General features: G+C 64.6%; 18 protein-coding genes. 10 read left to right on the top strand and 8 right to left on the bottom strand.

The features are described from left to right. Positions 1-57: 57 nt before the first annotated feature. The 5 genes from F3W81_RS17515 to F3W81_RS17495 all read right to left on the bottom strand — a co-directional run bounded on the left by F3W81_RS17515 (position 58) and on the right by F3W81_RS17495 (position 4,821). Entirely contained in the window at positions 58-1,080 is a 1,023-nt protein-coding gene (locus tag F3W81_RS17515; protein WP_193084003.1) for an endonuclease/exonuclease/phosphatase family protein, read from the bottom strand. Between the two features lie 156 nt (positions 1,081-1,236). Then, positions 1,237-1,842 (bottom strand): 3-isopropylmalate dehydratase small subunit, encoded by a 606-nt coding sequence (gene leuD, locus F3W81_RS17510; protein WP_193080613.1) that lies wholly within the window; start codon positions 1,840-1,842, stop codon positions 1,237-1,239. Positions 1,843-2,043: 201 nt separating this feature from the next. Further along, positions 2,044-2,562 carry an HdeD family acid-resistance protein gene (locus F3W81_RS17505; protein ID WP_193080611.1) on the bottom strand — a complete coding sequence of 173 codons (519 nt, stop codon included), beginning with the start codon at positions 2,560-2,562 and terminating at the stop codon, positions 2,044-2,046. A 39-nt stretch (positions 2,563-2,601) separates the two neighbouring features. Beyond that, on the bottom strand, positions 2,602-4,014 hold the full coding sequence (gene leuC, locus F3W81_RS17500) for a 3-isopropylmalate dehydratase large subunit (RefSeq protein WP_193080609.1): 1,413 nt from the start codon (positions 4,012-4,014) through the stop codon (positions 2,602-2,604). Between the two features lie 180 nt (positions 4,015-4,194). Continuing rightward, positions 4,195-4,821 (bottom strand): hypothetical protein, encoded by a 627-nt coding sequence (locus F3W81_RS17495; protein ID WP_193080607.1) that lies wholly within the window; start codon positions 4,819-4,821, stop codon positions 4,195-4,197. Between the two features lie 280 nt (positions 4,822-5,101). Between F3W81_RS17495 and F3W81_RS17490 the strand changes: the two genes are divergently transcribed. The 7 genes from F3W81_RS17490 (at position 5,102) to F3W81_RS17460 (ending at position 12,617) form a co-directional block, all read left to right on the top strand. Continuing rightward, positions 5,102-6,436, top strand: coding sequence for a mechanosensitive ion channel family protein (locus F3W81_RS17490; protein ID WP_193080606.1), 1,335 nt, complete (start codon positions 5,102-5,104; stop codon positions 6,434-6,436). Between the two features lie 48 nt (positions 6,437-6,484). Continuing rightward, a complete protein-coding gene (locus F3W81_RS17485; protein ID WP_193080604.1) occupies positions 6,485-7,156 on the top strand; it encodes an FAD-binding oxidoreductase in 672 nt (223 codons plus the stop codon). 367 nt (positions 7,157-7,523) lie between these two features. After that, the gene (rsfS, locus tag F3W81_RS17480; RefSeq protein WP_193080602.1) at positions 7,524-7,886 is read left to right on the top strand and encodes a ribosome silencing factor; all 363 of its coding nucleotides are present in this window, start codon (positions 7,524-7,526) and stop codon (positions 7,884-7,886) included. Between the two features lie 15 nt (positions 7,887-7,901). After that, a complete protein-coding gene (rlmH, locus tag F3W81_RS17475) occupies positions 7,902-8,372 on the top strand; it encodes a 23S rRNA (pseudouridine(1915)-N(3))-methyltransferase RlmH (RefSeq protein WP_193080601.1) in 471 nt (156 codons plus the stop codon). Positions 8,373-8,554: 182 nt separating this feature from the next. After that, positions 8,555-10,072 (top strand): 2,3-bisphosphoglycerate-independent phosphoglycerate mutase, encoded by a 1,518-nt coding sequence (gene gpmI / locus F3W81_RS17470; protein ID WP_193080599.1) that lies wholly within the window; start codon positions 8,555-8,557, stop codon positions 10,070-10,072. Continuing rightward, positions 10,069-11,235, top strand: coding sequence for a murein hydrolase activator EnvC family protein (locus tag F3W81_RS17465; RefSeq protein ID WP_226941726.1), 1,167 nt, complete (start codon positions 10,069-10,071; stop codon positions 11,233-11,235). The genes gpmI and F3W81_RS17465 overlap by 4 nt, the downstream gene beginning before the upstream one ends. After that, entirely contained in the window at positions 11,235-12,617 is a 1,383-nt protein-coding gene (locus F3W81_RS17460) for a S41 family peptidase (RefSeq protein ID WP_193083999.1), read from the top strand. Before F3W81_RS17465 ends, F3W81_RS17460 begins: the two co-directional genes overlap by 1 nt. 54 nt (positions 12,618-12,671) lie before the next feature. On the opposite strand, the gene F3W81_RS17455 is transcribed toward F3W81_RS17460, so the two are convergent. Both F3W81_RS17455 and F3W81_RS17450 read right to left on the bottom strand, forming a co-directional pair. Continuing rightward, positions 12,672-13,082 (bottom strand): VOC family protein, encoded by a 411-nt coding sequence (locus tag F3W81_RS17455; protein WP_193080597.1) that lies wholly within the window; start codon positions 13,080-13,082, stop codon positions 12,672-12,674. 124 nt (positions 13,083-13,206) lie between these two features. Further along, complete coding sequence (locus tag F3W81_RS17450; protein ID WP_193080595.1) at positions 13,207-14,433, bottom strand: acyl-CoA dehydrogenase; 1,227 nt, start codon at positions 14,431-14,433, stop codon at positions 13,207-13,209. 105 nt (positions 14,434-14,538) lie between these two features. Between F3W81_RS17450 and F3W81_RS17445 the strand changes: the two genes are divergently transcribed. From F3W81_RS17445 to F3W81_RS17435, 3 genes are all read left to right on the top strand, one after another. After that, the gene (locus F3W81_RS17445) at positions 14,539-15,450 is read left to right on the top strand and encodes a LysR substrate-binding domain-containing protein (RefSeq protein WP_193080593.1); all 912 of its coding nucleotides are present in this window, start codon (positions 14,539-14,541) and stop codon (positions 15,448-15,450) included. 159 nt (positions 15,451-15,609) lie between these two features. Then, positions 15,610-16,092: an RNA pyrophosphohydrolase gene (locus F3W81_RS17440; protein WP_193080591.1), complete on the top strand. Its 483-nt coding sequence runs from the start codon at positions 15,610-15,612 to the stop codon at positions 16,090-16,092. Further along, complete coding sequence (locus tag F3W81_RS17435) at positions 16,089-16,673, top strand: hypothetical protein (protein ID WP_193080589.1); 585 nt, start codon at positions 16,089-16,091, stop codon at positions 16,671-16,673. The genes F3W81_RS17440 and F3W81_RS17435 overlap by 4 nt, the downstream gene beginning before the upstream one ends. Positions 16,674-16,696: 23 nt before the next feature. Here the strand turns inward: F3W81_RS17435 and hemC are convergent, their stop codons facing one another. Beyond that, the gene (gene hemC, locus F3W81_RS17430) at positions 16,697-17,644 is read right to left on the bottom strand and encodes a hydroxymethylbilane synthase (RefSeq protein ID WP_193080588.1); all 948 of its coding nucleotides are present in this window, start codon (positions 17,642-17,644) and stop codon (positions 16,697-16,699) included. Positions 17,645-17,748 lie beyond the last annotated feature (104 nt).

Raw genomic sequence — 17,748 nt, 5'->3', positions numbered from 1 at the left:
AAAGCTTTGCGACCTCGGGTAAACCGAGCCGGGGCAAAGTTCAAGAATTGAAGGAGGTCAGGGGGGCATGGCGATGTCGATCCAGACCAGCCGGTGGCGACTGGCGGCGACAACCGCGTCCGACAGGGGCGGCTGATCGGGCCAGAGGACGCCGCTGCCCTGCACACGGAGCGTGGCCGAGGGCAGCAGGTAGTCGACGCGCATCGGCCCGGGGCCGTCGGGCGGTGGCCAGTCGACGGTTTCGGGGCCCTGCGACAGGGGGTCCTGCAGGGCTGGGTGGGACAGCAGGTCGCGGATCGCCTGCCGCCGCCCCGCACCCCGGTCGGGGTCAAGGTTGGCGCCGCCGGTCAGGACGAAGGGCGCGGCGAGGCCGTCAGGCTGGCTGAGCGCCCTTGTCCAAAAGGCGATTTCATCGTGGTTGCGGCGGCCGTTGCGATCTTCTGGCCCGTCGAACACCGGGGTGGTGGCGTGAAACATCGCCAGCGACAGCCCCTGAGCGCCGAGGTCGAGCGGCACGATCCAGTGGCCGGTCGAGGACAGGCGCTGGATCTCGAAGCCGGGGTCCTCGGGGCGCATCAGCGTCTCTGGCTGGTCCTTCCAGAGCTGTGCGGAGAAGTCCTGCACAGCACCGCTGAGCGGATAGCGCGACAGCAGGGCCATGCCGCCCGCGCCGTTGAAACGCCCGTAGCCTTGGGCATCGCGGGCATCGCCCCGCCGGCCGTTGCCGTCGAGATCGAGGCCGGTCGCCATGCCGGTATTGGGACGGGGCGCGAAAAGATGCGGATAGGGCGCGGCGAGCGTCGCGTTCAGAGCCACCAGCGCAAGGCCCTCAAGGTCGTAGTCGAGGCCGGCGAGGACAAGGATATCGGCCGCCGCCGCATCGAGAACCGCCGTCACCGCCACGACCTGAGGATCATCGCCGTCCAGGATATCACGCAGCAAGAGGCCTGGGCCGTCGCGGCCAAGCTCGGTGTCGTAGTAGGCTATGCGAAGGCTCTCTGCCGCGAGGCTCTGCGGCAGCCACAGGCCTGTCATCAGCATCCACGCCAGAGCCACGCCCCGTGATATGCGCCAGATCATCGCCATGTCCCCCCCTGCCCCGCGTTGATTGCAGAGGGGTGGCTAAGAAAGCGTTAATCAGGAACCTTGGCCCCCGCCGCAGGGCCCCAAAAGCCAAAAAGGCCCCGCTGAGGGGGCCTTTTCAGATCACGCGTTCAGATCGCGGGGCGCGTCGTCTCAGACCCAGGGACGGGACTGGGCGGCGCTGGCCTCGAACGTGTCGATGGCGGCGGCTTTTTCCAGCGTCAGGCCAATATCGTCGAGCCCTTCCAGCAGGCAATGCTTGCGGAAACTGTCGACCTCGAAGTTGAAGACTTCGCCATCCGAGGTGGTCACCGTCTGCTTTTCAAGGTCGATTTCCATGCGGGCGTTGGCGCCCTTTTCGGCGTCGCTCATCAGAACGTCGACGACCTCTTGCGGCATCACGATCGGCAACATGCCGTTCTTGAAGCAGTTGTTGAAGAAGATGTCGGCAAAGCTGGTCGAGATCACCACCTTGATGCCGAAATCCGCCAGCGCCCAAGGCGCATGCTCACGCGAGGAGCCGCAGCCGAAATTGTCGCCAGCCACAAGCACCTGCGCGTCGCGGTAGGCGGGTTTGTTCAGCACGAAGTCGGGCTTTTCGCTGCCGTCGTCGTTATAGCGCATCTCGTCGAACAGGTTCACGCCGAGGCCCGAACGCTTGATCGTCTTGAGGAACTGCTTGGGGATGATCATGTCGGTGTCGATGTTGACCAACGCCATCGGCGCGGCGATCCCCGAGAGTTTTTCGAACTTTTCCATCTGTCGTCTCCTGTCCGGATGGCACGTCGGTCAGCTGTCGGTATCGCATCACGTATCCGATCAGTGTGTCAGGCGGTCGTTGCAGAGGGCCCTGCCCCCTGTGACCCGTTGCCTGGCCGATATGCTGTCAGTCTCCGGTGTGGGTGAAGTTGATATTTGGTGAAGGCGCGGGCGGAGGAGGGTCCGCCAGCGCAAAAGCGGTCAGTGACCCTTGCGCCGCATGGCCCAGGTGAAGGCCAACAGGCCAATGCCTTCGGCCAGCAGCTGAATGCCCAGAAAGATGCCCAGCAGAGTGCTGGCCGCCGCGGCGATGTTGAACAGCACAAGCAGGCCGATCCCGACCGAGGCGATGCCCGACAGCATCATGATCCAGCGCAGCCGGGTCTGGCCCAGCTGCACCGCCATCAGAAGCCGCACGAGGCCCATGATCAGGAAAACGACGCCGAGGATCAGCGTCAGCGACACCGTGCCCGCCAGCGGATTGGCCAGCATCCAGACCCCGGCGACGATGCTGAGCAGCGCCACGAAGCCGTTGAAGAACCGGCCCGAAACGCCACCAGCCCGAAACAGGATCCAGGCCTGAACAACACCGCTGAAGACGAAGAAGACCCCGACGATTGTCGTGACCGTCATCGAGGCCGCAAAGGGATTCGCCAGCGCCAGTATGCCGCCGAGCGAGAGCAACGCCCCGATGATCATCAGAATGGTGGAAACACGCATCTTTGTCTTCCTCTTGTCTGTCGCAGTTGGGCTGTCAGCCTACATCATGTCCCGCACGTCGGTCAGCTTGCCGGTGACAGCGGCCGCTGCGGCCATCGCGGGCGACATCAGGTGCGTGCGACCGCCCTTGCCCTGACGCCCCTCGAAGTTGCGGTTGGAGGTGGCAGCGCAGCGTTCGCCCGGCGCAAGCTGGTCGGGGTTCATCGCAAGGCACATCGAACAGCCCGCAAGGCGCCACTCGAACCCGGCCTCGATGAAGATGTCGGCCAGGCCTTCCTCTTCTGCCTGCGCCCGCACCAGGCCAGAGCCCGGCACGACCATGGCACGCATGCCGTCCTTGATCTTCTTGCCCTTGAGGATCGCGGCGGCTGCGCGCAGGTCCTCGATCCGGCCATTGGTGCAGGACCCGATGAAGACGGTGTCGATGGTGATATCGGAGAGCTTCTGACCGGCGGTCAGGCCCATGTATTCCAGCGCGCGCTTGGCCGCTTCGATCTTGCCACCGGTAAAGCTTTCGGGGGCAGGAACGACATCGGTGATGGCCAGAACGTCTTCGGGCGAGGTGCCCCATGTCACAACCGGAGCGATATCTTCGCCCTTGATGGTGACAACTTTATCCCAATGAGCATCGTCATCGGAGAACAATGTTCTCCACCAGGTCAAAGCGGCCTCCCATTGCGCGCCTTTGGGGGCATGCGGGCGGCCGTTGACATAGGCGAAGGTGGTCTCGTCCGGGGCGATCAGACCAGCGCGCGCGCCGCCTTCAATCGCCATGTTGCAGACGGTCATACGGCCTTCCATCGACAGCGCGCGGATGGCTTCGCCGCAATACTCGATGACATAGCCGGTGCCGCCGGCGGTGCCGGTCTTGCCGATGACGGACAGGGTGATGTCCTTGGCAGTGACACCGGGGCGCAGCTGGCCGGTGATCTCGACCTTCATGTTCTTGGACTTCTTCTGGATCAGCGTCTGGGTGGCCAGAACGTGTTCGACCTCAGAAGTGCCGATGCCATGGGCGAGGCTGCCGAATGCGCCGTGCGTGGCGGTGTGGCTGTCGCCACAAACCACGGTCATGCCCGGAAGCGTCCAGCCCTGTTCGGGGCCGACGATGTGCACGATGCCCTGACGGACGTCGTTCACCGGGTAGTAATGGACGCCGAACTCACGGGCGTTCACGTCCAGCGCGTTCAGCTGGATGCGCGAGTCTTCGTTCTCGATGATGCCGGAGGCCCGGTCGAGCGTTGTCGGCACGTTGTGGTCGGGCACGGCGATGGTCCGCTCGGGCGCGTGGACCTTGCGACCGGTCATGCGCAGGCCTTCAAAGGCTTGCGGGCTGGTCACTTCGTGGACGAGGTGCCGGTCGATGTAGAGCAGGCAGGTGCCATCGTCGGCTTCTTGCACGACATGGGCGTCCCAGATTTTGTCATAGAGGGTTTTGGCTTCGGAAGACATGGCAGTCCTCTCCCTTGGAATTTCGTGGATTTTCGGAAATGGGGGATTTCGAGAGATGGGACGCACGGGAAAAAACCCGCGCCAGCATCATAGCTGGGCGAGTATCGTCAGCGTCGCGCCGAAAAAGCGCCAGGGCAAGCGCGCGCGGTCATCCATGTCGAAAATCTGCGTCATGCAACGCTATGTATTCCGAAGCTTGATTCCCTGCAAGAGCGGCTGAAGCACCGTGGGCACATGGCGCATCGACAAAATCACCGACGGATGCGGCCTTTTCGCGTCGATGCTCATGTCGGAGGAGGTGAGTGCCGTCAGCACCTTGTCGCTGCGGGCAGACTCGGCGCGCAGACGGTCGATCGGGCTGATCGCTGCGGTGGTACTGCCCTCGGGCCGAGTGAGGGCACCGGGGACGCCGCCCCAGGCCTCTGCCGCGTCCACCATGTCGAAAATCTCCACCTCTAGATGAGGCAGGCCACTGGCGTGGGCGTGAAACATACGCGCCATGGCATAGCCGAGACTGCCCGTTGCGGCAAAGAACGCCACGGCGACACGGGTCTGGGGCCCACTTGCGGCGACGGCCGCATCAAGGCGCGTCAGATAGGCCCGGATATGGGACGAGGTCAGATGGGTGCCGGTCAGCCCGCTCAGATCGACCAGCGCCCGCATCTCGGACCCTTGAGCGCGATGCGCGATGGAGCGCTGTGCCACCTGCTTGAATTCGTCAGGTTGCGGGGTGCCAACCACCCGCGTAACGATGAGGTTGGCCGCTGCATGAATAGCGACACTGATAGATTCAAATTCAATAACCATACCAAACCATGGATGCTTGAGAGACTCACACACGTTTCACATTCCAGAATTGAAGCATGTATACAGTGGAAAAGTGTTCTTTTTTGCCTAATGGACGCACATTCGCGTCTGCATCTTTTTTCGCCTGACGCCAATTAGCGTCAGGGAGTCGCCATTTACGGGCGGCGCGTTACGTTTGCGGACAGGCGGGCCCGCAGGCGAAATAGTGTTCCCCCAGCGCCCGAGCCGCGCGCCAGACCTGCGCCCCCAGTGCGCAAACTCTAAGGGAGATGTGACGCCGATGCAGGATTTCGACACGCTGCTGAGTGCCGTGCTGACGCGCATCCAGGCGCTGAGCCAGACCCTGTTCCGGCCCTGGAACGGCTATCAGATCGTGATCGCGCTGCTGCTGTTCCTTCTGGCGCATCTGGTGGCGCGGCTTCTGCGACCGCGGGTGCACGACTGGCTGCGGACCCGCGAAGGCTGGCCGAAATGGCGGCTGCGCCTGCTGCTGATCCTGCTCAAGCGCTTGCGGCTGATCCTGTTCGTCTGCCTGATCTGGCCAACTATCTGGATCATGCAGGATACCACCTGGCCCTCGCGCAGCTATCTGCTGGGCATCATCGGATCACTGTCCTTCGCCTGGCTGGCCATCACGCTGATCACCCGGCTGATCGCGAACCACGAATTGCGGATGCTGGTGCGGGTCGGTGGCTGGATCTGGGCAACGCTGATGATTCTGGGTCTGTCGGATGATGCGCAGGGGCTGCTGGAGCGGATCTCCTTCTCGCTTGGCAGCACCCGGCTGTCGGTCTGGACGGTGCTGCAGGCCGCTGTGATCCTGACGGCGCTGCTGAGCGCGGCGCGCTTTCTCGCCCATGCCAGTGCGGCCAGCATCAACCGCTCGCGCGATATCAGCCCTTCGATGCAGGTGCTGGCGGTCAAGTCGATGCAGATCCTGCTCTACGGGATCGCCTTCTTTGCCGGGCTGCAGGCGGTGGGGGTCGATCTGACCGGGCTTGCGGTGCTGTCGGGCGCAATCGGTGTCGGCCTCGGCTTTGGCCTGCAGAAAGTGGTGTCGAACCTTGTCAGCGGCGTCATCATCCTGCTCGACAAGAGCATCAAGCCCGGCGACGTCATCAGCCTGGGCGAGACCTTCGGCTGGATCAACGCCCTCGGCGCGCGCTACGTCAGCGTGGTGACGCGGGACGGGCGCGAATACCTGATCCCGAACGAAGATCTGATCACCGGACAGGTGGTGAACTGGTCGCACTCCAACGAATTCGTGCGCCTCGACATCAACTTCGGCACCTCCTACGGCAGCGATCCGCACAAGGTCCGCAAACTGGCGATCGAGGCGGCGCGCGGCGTGACGCGGGTGCTGGTCGACCGCCCTCCGGTTTGTCACATCACCGGCTTCGGCGACAGTTCGGTCGACTACATCCTGCGCTTCTGGATCCGTGACCCGACGGGCGGGCTGACCAATATCCGCGGCAATGTGCTGCTGGCGCTCTGGGACACCTTCCACGCCAACGGCATCTCCTTCCCCTTCCCCCAGAGCGAGGTGCGCCTGCTGGCAGGATCGACGCTGGAGATGGCCCGGCCTGCCAAAGCGGCCCCGGACACCGAAGCGTGAGGGAACTGCCCGTGCCGCCCGCGTGTTGGTTCGCCAAAGGAGGATCCAATGCCGTACAAATTGACGTTGCAGCAGAAAACCAGCCTCACCCATGATGTGCACCAGTTCGTCTTTTCCCGCCCCGACGCGCTGAGCTTCACCCCCGGTCAGGCGACCGAGCTAACGCTGGACGACCCAAACTGGCAGGACGAAGGCCGCCCCTTCACCTTCACCTCTCAACCCGGGGAGTCCGCGCTGGAGTTCGTCATCAAATCCTATCCCTCGCATGAGGGCGTGACGCAGCAGCTGGCCGGTCTGACCCCCGGCGACACGGTCGAGATCGTCGATCCCTTCGGCGCCATCAAGGATCAGGGTCCCGGCACCTTCATCGCCGCCGGAGCGGGCCTGACGCCCTTCATCCCCATCCTGCGCCATCGTATGCACGAGGGCACGCTGAAAGGCTGCCGCCTGATCTACACCAACAAGAGCGAGGCCGACATCATCCTGCGCGAGGAGTGGGAGGCGATGCGCGACCTTGAAACGGTGTTCACGGTGACGGAGGGCCCCGGCAAGACCGTGCAACAGGCCCGCGTCGATCAGGCCTTTCTGTCTGGCGTCCTCAAGGACTTTCAGCAGACCTTCTACATCTGCGGCCCGGGTGAGTTCGTCGACGATATCCGCACCGCCCTGAAGGCCCTCGGTGCGCCTGAGAGCAATATCGTCACCGAAGAGGGCTGGTGAACACGCCCCCGAAAAGGCCCCGGTCGGTGAAATCAGATCACACGGGGCCTTTTCATTCCCGCGACAACCCCTTATCAGCCGCAGATCGAACGCACGCCAAACGCTGCCAGACCGTGCTGCCCAACCCGCCAAAGGGCCCCCAACAGGGGCTCTCCGGTGCGGAAGGACAGGCCACTGGCGGCGCTTTCGTGCTTGCGCGCGCTGAAAAGCTGTCGCGTTTGTACGCGTTTCGTTGAAATGAACGCCCGGCCTTGCTATCTTGGCCTTATGCCCAGCACCGGGGTTCCGGCGGTGCGCTGCCAGGGAGGACTACGTCCTGTCACTCGACGCAACTGCGGATCACTCCGCGCATGAAGGGGTCTCCACAATGCCGGCTCCGCAAGAGCTCACGTCCAAGGACCAGCTCGATCTCATCCTGCAATCGCTGGACGACGACAAGGCCGAAGAGATCGTCACGATCAATCTGGCCGGGAAATCCTCCATTGGCGATTACATGATCGTCTGCTCCGGCCGCTCCTCGCGGCAGGTCTCCTCGATCGCCGACAAGCTGGCCGAGAAGATCAAGCACGCCACCGGCCGTGTCGCCAAGATCGAAGGCAAGGAAACCGGCGATTGGGTGCTGATCGACACCGGCGACATCATCGTCCATGTCTTCCGCCCCGAGGTCCGCGAATTCTACCAGCTGGAAAAGATGTGGTTGCAACCGGGCAGCCCGGCCCCTGCGATCTGATCCTGCAAGCGACGGATGAAGCTGCATATCTGCGCCATAGGCCGGCTCCGCGCCGGCCCTGAAAAGGCGCTGATCGACGACTACCTGGATCGCGCCGGCAAGACCGGTCGCGCCCTGGGACTAGGCCCCGCCTCGGTCAGTGAGGCCGAGGACAAGAAGGGTGGCGGCATGCCCGCCGAAGCCGCCCTGCTTGAGCGAATGATCCCCGACGGCGCCGCCATCGTGGCGATGGACGAGCGCGGCAAACTCATGACCTCCCCCGATTTCGCCGACCAGCTCGCCCGCTGGCGCGACGATGGCATCCGCGACGCCGCTTTCCTGATCGGTGGCGCCGACGGCCTCGACCCCGCCCTGCGCGCCCGCGCCGACCTCACTCTCTCCTTCGGCAAGATGGTCTGGCCGCATATGCTGGCGCGCGCCATGCTCGCCGAACAGCTCTACCGCGCCACGACGATTCTCTCCGGCTCCCCCTACCACCGCACCTGATCGTTTCCCTGTTTCCAAATATCCCGGGGGACTCAGCCCCCGGCTGAGGGGGGGGCAGCGCCCCCTTTCTGCGCCCCGCCACCCACGCGCCAGCCACATTATGCCCGCGCCGCGCGATCCCGGTTCACCCCACGCCCTCAACCCGCTAGAACAGCAGGCGAAACAAGCGAGGGACCCCAACCATGCCTATTCCGAAACCCGTTGTTCTGTGCATCCTCGATGGCTGGGGCCTCAGCGACACCACTGTGGCCAATGCCCCTGCGCTGGCAGACACCCCGACCTTCGATCACATCATGGCGACCTGCCCGCACGCCACGCTGATCACCCACGGCCCGGATGTCGGCCTGCCCAAGGGCCAGATGGGCAACTCCGAGGTCGGCCATACAAATATCGGCGCCGGGCGCGTTGTCGCCATGGACCTCGGTCAGATCGACCTCGCGATCGAGGACGGCTCCTTCGCGCAAAACAAACCCCTCAACGACATGATCGCGACGCTGAAAGAGACCGGCGGAACGGCGCATGTCATGGGCCTTGTGTCGAACGGCGGCGTGCATGGCTCCCTGCCCCATATCATCGCGGCGGTGAACACCATTGCGGACGCAGGCGTACCCGTCGCTCTGCATGCCATCACCGATGGCCGCGACGTCGCCCCGCAATCCGCGCTCGGCTTTCTTGAGGAAATGACCGCCGCCCTGCCCGACACGGCCCGCATCGCCACCCTCTCGGGGCGCTATTATGCGATGGACCGCGACAACCGCTGGGACCGCGTGCAGCTGGCCTATGACGCGATGATCAATGCCAAAGGCGAGGCAGCCGCCACCGCCAAGGATGCCATCCAGCAAAGCTATGACGCCGGCAAGGTGGATGAGTTCATCCTGCCCACCGTCCTCGGTGATTTCGACGGCGCGAAGGATAACGACGGTTTCTTCTGCTTGAACTTCCGCGCCGACCGCGCGAGGGAAATCCTCGCTGCCATCGGCAAGCCCGACTTCGACGGATTCGAGACCGGCCCGCGCCCGAAACTCGCCGCGATGCTGGGCATGGTCGAATACTCCGTCGACCATTCCACCTACATGACCACCTGCTATCCCAAGCAGAAAATCGTCAACACGCTGGGCCAATGGGTCGCGGCACATCACAAGACCCAGTTCCGCCTCGCCGAGACCGAGAAATACCCCCATGTCACCTTCTTCCTCGACGGCGGCATCGAGCTGATCAAGGAGGGCGAGGACCGCTATATGGCGCAATCCCCCAAGGTCGCGACCTATGACCTGCAGCCCGAGATGTCCTCGGAAGAGGTGACGGATCACTTCGTCTCCGCGATCGAGCAGGGCTTTGACCTGATCGTTACCAACTACGCCAACCCCGATATGGTCGGCCACACCGGCGATCTGCAGGCCGCGATGGACGCCTGTGCCGCCGTCGACAAAGGCTTGACCCGCGTGCTGGCCGCCCTTGAAAAAGCCGGTGGCGCGATGCTGCTGACCGCCGATCATGGCAATTGCGAGGTGATGGTCGATCCCGTCACCGGCGGCCCGCACACCGCCCATACCACCAACCTCGTCCCCGTTGCCCTGATCGGCGGGCCTGAGGGGGCGACGTTGCGCTCCGGTCGGCTGGCCGATATCGCGCCGACGCTACTGCAGTTGATGGGGCTGGAACAACCCGCCGAGATGACCGGGGAAAGCCTGATCAAATGAGAAACGGGCGTCTTGCCCCCCTCGTCGCCGCGGCCCTGATGGTCGCGGCGACGGTGCATCCGCAGGGTGCTCAGGCGCAAAGCGTCGCCGCGCAGGCCCGCGCCGCCGCCGATGATCTGGACGCGGCGTCGCGCGCGCTCGACAATGCCGCGCAGGCCTCGGATCGCACCAAAGCCCTGACCGCCGCGATCCGCGCCTATGAAAAGGGTCTCTCGGCGATGCGGCAAAGCCTGCGCGACGCTGCCCTGCGCGAAGCCAGCATGCAGCGCGAATTCGACTCGCAGCGGGACGAGATCGCAGCCCTTCTGGCGGTCCTGCAAACCCTGTCGCGCGAACCCGCCCCGGTGCTGATGCTGCACCCCTCCGGCCCCATCGGCACCGCCCGTTCGGGGATGCTGATGGCCAAGGCGGCCCCCGCACTCAGTGAAAAGGCCCTTGCCCTTGGTCAGCGGCTGGCCGAGGCGAAGGATCTGCGCACCATCCAGCAAGGCGCCGCAGATCAGCTCGCCCAGGCCCTGAGTGGCGTGCAACAGGCCCGCACCGCGCTGTCACAGGCGGTCGCGGACCGCACTGACCTGCCGCGCCGTTTCACCGCCGACCCGATGAAGACGCAACTGCTGATCGCCACCACCGACACGCTGCGCGACTTTGCCGCCAGCCTTCCCGACATCGCCGACGACAGCGCCGGTGGCAGTGACACCCCCCTGCCCGACCTCTCGGCGCAAAAGGGCCATATCCCGCTGCCGGTTCAGGGCAGCGTGCTGCGCCGCGCCGGCGAGGCCGATGCCGCCGGGATCACCCGGCCCGGTCTGGTGCTGGCGACACGCCCGCGTGCGCTTGTCACAACACCGACAGCGGCCACCCTGCGCTATCTTGGCCCCTTGCTCGACTACGGAAACGTGATGATACTTGAGCCGCAATCGGGCATACTCTTCGTGCTTGCGGGGCTCGATACGGTCTATGGCAAGATGGGCGAAGTGCTGCCCGCAGGCGCACCAATTGGCCTGATGGGCGGCAAAGACGCCGCAGCGGGGGCTATTGTGGCACAAGCGAAAGACGGCTCTGGCGGTGAGCGCTCGGAAACGCTTTATATAGAAGTCAGGCAGGGAAACGAACCGCAAGACCCCGAAACCTGGTTCGAACTCACGAAGGATACGCAATGATGAAGAAATTCGCCATGGCAGCAATCGCCGGGATGACCGTCGCGGTTGTCGCCACGACCCAGCTCGCCCCTCCCCTGCTGGCGCAGGACAAATCCGATGACGCCAATGTCTACGAGCAGCTGGATCTCTTTGGCGATGTCTTCGAGCGGATCCGCAGCCAGTACGTCGAACCCGTCGACTCCAAGAAACTGATCGAAGCCGCGATCTCGGGCATGCTCACCTCGCTCGATCCGCACTCCAGCTACCACCCGCCGGAAGAGGCCGACGACCTGCGCGTCCAGACCCGTGGCGAATTCGGCGGCCTCGGCATCGAGGTCACGCAACAGGATGGCTTCGTCAAGGTCGTCTCGCCGATGGATGACACGCCGGCGGCCATCGCCGGTGTCGAGTCGGGCGATTTCATCACCCATGTCGACGGCGAAAGCCTGCTGGGCCTGACGCTGGACGATGCGGTCAAGATGATGCGCGGCCCCGTCGGCTCCGAGATCGTGCTGACCATCGTGCGCGAGGGCGAGGCCGAACCCTTCGACCTGACCATCACCCGCGACACCATCAAGCTGACCTCGGTGCGCGCCCGCACCGAAGGCGATACGGTTGTCCTGCGCATCAGCGCCTTCAACGACCAGACCTTCCCCAACCTCGAATCCGGGCTGAAGGAACAGATCGAAAAAGCCGGCGGCATCGACAAGATCAATGGCGTCGTCGTCGATCTACGCAACAACCCCGGTGGCCTGCTGGTGCAGGCGATCAAGGTCTCCGACGCCTTCCTCGACAAGGGCGAGATCGTCTCGACCCGCGGCCGCAACCCCGGCGAGGGCGACCGCTACAATGCCGAACCCGGTGACATGATCAACGGCAAGCCCATCGTGGTGCTGATCAACGGCGGCTCTGCCTCGGCTTCGGAAATCGTCGCAGGCGCCCTGCAGGACCACCGCCGCGCCATCGTCGTGGGCACCAAATCCTTCGGCAAGGGCTCGGTCCAGACGGTGATGCCACTGCGCGGCGACGGCTCGATCCGGCTGACCACGGCGCGCTACTACACGCCATCGGGCCGCTCGATCCAGAACCTCGGCGTCTCGCCCGACATCGTGGTCGAACAGCCCCGCACCGATCCCAACGCCACCGCCGAGGAAGAGGACACCCCCGCCAACGCCATGCGCTCCGAGGCGGACCTGCGCGGCGCCCTCGACAACGACTCGCTCTCCGAGGACGAGGTCAAGCAGATCGAAGCCGAACGCGCCAAGGCGGACCAGGCCGCCAAACTGCGCACCGAGGATTACCAGCTCGCCTATGCGATCGACATCCTCAAGGGCCTCTCGGCGCTCGGCCCGCAATACAGTGTCACCGCCACGCCGGCGGATCAGGCCGCCGCCAAACCTTAACCGGACGGGCCTGACAAGACACAAAACCCCGCGCCTCACCCGCGCGGGGTTTTTCTATGCCCCGATCGCCACCTCGCCTTCAGCATCGTGACAGACGACACAGATCTTGTTGCCATCCAGATCGCGAAAATACGCCCCATAATAGTCGGGGTGATACTGCGGCCGCAGCCCCGGCGCGCCCGCGTCCCGCGCGCCCAGCGACAGCGCCAGCCCATGCACCTCGCGCACGACCAAACGATCCTGCGCCAGAAAGGCCACCATCCCACCGTTGCCCGCCAAAGCCTCGCCCTCGAACGGACACGTCAGAAAGAACAGCGGCCGACCATGCCCGGGCGCGCGGAAACACGCCTGCCCCTGCCCCCCGTCATACCAGCTCCGTTCCAGCCCCAGCCGCGCCATAATCGGCGCATAAAACGCCAGCGCCCGCTCAAAATCCGCAATCGCAATCGTCACATGGCTCAGCATCGCGCGCGCCCTCCCCTGTCATCTTGCCCAAAATACTTCCGCCGGAGGCATACCACCCCGCAAGACGCAAAACGGCCCGGACATCGCCCGGACCGCTGCAAAGCTCACATCGTCCAAAGACGCCTCAGAAAAACGCCTGCAAGCCGGTCTGCGCCCGCCCCAGGATCAGCGCATGCACGTCATGCGTCCCCTCGTAGGTGTTCACCGTCTCAAGGTTTGCTGCGTGGCGCATCACCTTGTACTCGATCTGGATGCCGTTGCCGCCGTGCATGTCGCGGGCCATGCGCGCGATATCCAGCGCCTTGCCGCAGTTGTTGCGCTTGATCATCGACACCATCTCCGGCGCGGCCATCGCCTTGTCAAACAGCCGCCCCACCCGCAGCGAGGCCTGCAGACCCAGCGTGATCTCGGTCTGCATGTCCGCCAGCTTCTTCTGGAACAGCTGCATCTGCGCCAGCGGCTTTCCGAACTGCTTGCGGTCCATGCCGTAGTTGCGCGCGCCGAACCAGCAATCCTCGGCTGCCCCCATCACACCCCAGGCGATGCCATAGCGGGCGCGGTTCAGACAGCCGAAGGGGCCTTTCAGACCCGACACATGCGGCAGCAGCGCCTCTTCGCCCACTTCAACGTTGTCCATCACGATCTCGCCGGTGATCGAGGCGCGCAAGCTCAGCTTGCCCCCGATCTTCGGCGCCGTCAGACCCTTCATGCCCTTCTCCAGCACAAAACCACGGATCGCACCGTCATGCGCCTCGGACTTGGCCCAGACGACAAACACATCCGCGATCGGCGCGTTGGAGATCCACATCTTCGAGCCGATCAGGCGATAGCCGCCCTCGGTCTTGATGGCGCGGGTCTTCATGCCGGCAGGGTCAGAGCCCGCATCCGGCTCGGTCAGACCGAAGCAACCGATCCACTCGCCACTGGCCAGTTTCGGCAGGTACTTCATGCGCTGCTCTTCGCTGCCGTAGGCGTAGATCGGGTACATTACCAGCGAGCTTTGTACCGACATCATCGAGCGGTAGCCCGAATCGACCCGCTCCACCTCACGGGCGACGAGCCCGTAGGAGACATAGCCCGCGCCGATACCGCCATATTGTTCGGGAACCGTCACACCCAGCAGACCGACCTCACCCATTTCCCGGAAGATATCGGGGTCGATGCCTTCTTCCAGGTACATCTTGTCGACCTTGGGGGCGAGCGTGGTCTGGGCGAACTGATGCGCCGAGTCGCGGATCATGCGTTCGTCTTCTTCCAACTGGTCCTCCAGCAGGAAGGGATCTTCCCAGGCAAAGCTGGACATGTTCGGGCGATCCTTGTCCTTCAGGACGGGCTTGGTGGGGGTATCCATCGGTGTCTCCTGTATTCTGTTGGCGACAGGTTAGGCGATTGCGGCGCCCCGCGCTAACGAGTAATTCTGAAAGGGTCATGAGTTATTTGCATGAAGGCGGGACAGATGCGCAAGTCATACATACCTTCGGTGGGCGAGCTTGAAGCCTTTTGCGCATGTGCCCGCATTGGCACCACCACCGGGGCGGCGCGCGATCTGGGGCTGACACAAAGCGCCGTCAGCCGATCCATTGCAGCGCTTGAGGATCGCCTCGGCGTCGCACTCTTCCTGCGCGCACGTCAGCGGCTGTCGCTGTCGGACGCGGGCCGCAGCTTCCTGCGCGAGGCCGAGGCGCTGCTGGAGCGGCTGGATTCGGCGGCCACCGGCGTCATGGCCTTTGCCGGGCAGCAATCCGTGCTGCGCATGGCGGTGCTGCCGAGCTTTGGGCGCAGCTGGCTGATCCCGCGCCTCGGGGCGTTTCAGGCGGCAGCCCCCGGCATCAGCTATGACGTGGCGGCGCGGCTGGAGCCGGTGAACTTTGACACCTCGCCGTTCGATCTGGCGATCCAGCGCTCCAGCCATCGCAGCGCCGGGGCGCAGCATCTGCATCTGCTGGACGAGGTGCTGGTCGCCGTGGCGGCGCCGTCGCTGATCGCGCCACGTCTGCGCCAGAGTGGGCCGATGCGCGACGCTGATCTGCTGGAGGCCCCACTGCTCCAGCAAAGCACCCGTCCGACGCTCTGGCCCGACTGGTTTCGCGAAGCCGAGATCGACCCGCGCCGCTCGCTTCGGGGCGCGCGCTTTGATCACTTCGACATGGTGGTGGATGCGGCGATTGCCGGCCTCGGCATCGGGCTGGTGCCCGAGATCATCGCCCGCGCGGCCCTGCAGGACCGGCGGCTTGTCGCCGTCTCGGAGCGGCGTCTGGAGACGGGGCAGGCCTATACGCTGATCTACCCCGAGCGCAGCACCGCGCGGCCCGGATTTGCACGGTTCCGCGACTGGCTGAGCGCCGAGATCGCCGGGATATGGGCCTGAGGACGGTTCCGGATGCGGCGTAGCGCCAGCCTCCGGCGGGGATATTTTCAACAGGGAAACAACGTGATGACAGCGCCGTGATGGCGACGCGATTGCGCTTGGGGTGAAGTGGGGTAGGATGGGGAAAACATGTTCTGTCACAGGACGTCAGGAGTGCCGATGACACCAGACGAGATCTTGAACCTGCCCTATCGTCCCTGCGTGGGCGTGATGCTGGTGAATGCGGAGGGCCGCGTCTTTACCGGCCAGCGGATCGACAGCGACGTCGCCGCCTGGCAGATGCCGCAGGGCGGGATCGACGCGGGCGAGAGCCCGAGCGAGGCCGGTTTGCGCGAGCTTTGGGAAGAGACCGGCGTCACCGCGGACAAGGTGGTGATCGAGGCCGAGACCGAGGACTGGGTCACCTACGATCTGCCGCCCGAGCTTGCCGGGCGGATCTGGGGTGGCAAGTTTCGCGGACAGAAGCAGAAATGGCTGCTGATGCGCTTTGCCGGGACGGATGACGATGTGCGCATCGCGACCGAGCATCCCGAGTTCAGTGAATGGCGCTGGATGGCACCGGAGAGCCTGGTCGACAATATCGTGCCCTTCAAACGCGAGGTCTATGCCCGCGTCCTAGCAGAATTCGGAGAACGCCTATGACGACCCCTGCAAAGAGATCCCTGCGTCGCGGCCTGTCAGTTATGACGTTGCTGGCCATGGCGAGTTTGGCCGCTGGCCCTGCTCAGGCGCTGTCGTGCCTTGCGCCGGATGTGGCGCGCAGTTTCGACGAGGCGGCGCAATCGGATGCGCGCTATATGGTCCTGCTCGGGACGCTGGACCGGGGCACCCCGACCGTGCCGGAGCGAGATCTGAGCAACAACTCCCCCGAAGTGGTGCGGCTGCCTGCGCTGGTGAAGGGTCTGGCGATGACCGAAAAAGGCTTTTCGTCGGGGGTTGAGGCGCAGATCACCATGGAGTTGGGCTGTACCGGTCCCTGGTGCGCGCAATTGCCCGAGAATGGCACCGTGCTGGCCTTTATCGAGCTGACCAACAATGGCCCGATCCTGCGGGTCAACGCCTGCGGTGGCCATCTGTTTGCGAACCCCACCAAGGAGCAGGTCGCGCGGCTCGAGAGCTGTCAGATCGACGGCTGCCCGGTTGAGGACGGCGCCGTCGGAGACAGCCCGGCAGCGACGCCGGAGATCGCCCCCGAGGTCACGCCGGAGAGCGACACGAAGTAACGGCGCCGTTCAGCTACGCCCGTTCAGCTACGCCAGTCGAAGAAGCCCTGCCCGGCCCGTCCGAGCAGGGCTTTTGCCATCTCGTGCCCCAGCTCTGCGCCGTCTTCAATCGGGGCGGTGCGGTCGTCGGTGAGCGACTCCGAGCCGTCCGGGCGCAGAATTTCACCGCGCAGGCGCAGGGTGGTGCCGTCCAGCGTGGCCAGCCCGGCAATCGGGGTTTCACAGGAGCCATCGAGCGTGGCCAGAAAGGCGCGCTCGGCTGCGAGGCGCTGTGCCGTGACGGGATCGTGGATCGCCTCCAGCATGGCCGCCGTTGCGGTGTCGTCGTGGCGACGCTCGATCCCGATGGCGCCCTGGGCGATGGCGGGCAGCATTTCTTCGGGGTCGAGGGCGGCTTTGGCGACATCGGCCATGCCGAGGCGGTTCAGGCCCGCCATGGCGAGGAAGGTCGCGCCCGCGACGCCTTCGTTCAGTTTGCGCAGGCGGGTCTGGACGTTGCCGCGAAACTCGACGACCTGCAGATCGGGGCGGCGCACCAGAAGTTGCGCGCGCCGGCGCAGCGAAGAGGTGCCCATCGTGGCGCCCTGCGGCACATCCGCCAGCGCGGGATAGGACAGCGAGACGAAAGCGTCGCGCACATCTTCGCGTGGCAGGTAGCACTCCAGGGTCAGGCCGACGGGCTGTTCGACCGGCATATCCTTCATCGAGTGCACGGCGATGTCGATCTCTCCGTCCAGCAGGGCCTGTTCGATTTCGCGGGTGAACAGACCCTTGCCGCCGACCTCGCGCAGGGATTTGTCTTGAATGCGGTCCCCGGCGGTGGAGATGCGCAGGATGTCGAAGGCCGTGTGTGGCAGATCGAAGGCCGCGGCGAGGCGGTCACGAGTCTCGTAAGCCTGGGCCATCGCCAGAGGCGAGCCACGGGTGCCGATCTTGAGTGGACGGTCGGGGGACGGGAGCGGATGTATCATGGGTGAAAGCTCTATTGCGCAGGGGAGGCTGAGGCAAGGGGCGAGGGCCGTGCGTGTGGCGGCGTTGATTTCCCCTTCGGGGAGGATATTTGGAACAGGGAAAC

The organism is Pseudooceanicola spongiae, from assembly GCF_014899185.1.
GTDB lineage: Bacteria > Pseudomonadota > Alphaproteobacteria > Rhodobacterales > Rhodobacteraceae > Pseudooceanicola > Pseudooceanicola spongiae.
This window is presented reverse-complemented; position numbering and strand designations above follow the sequence as displayed.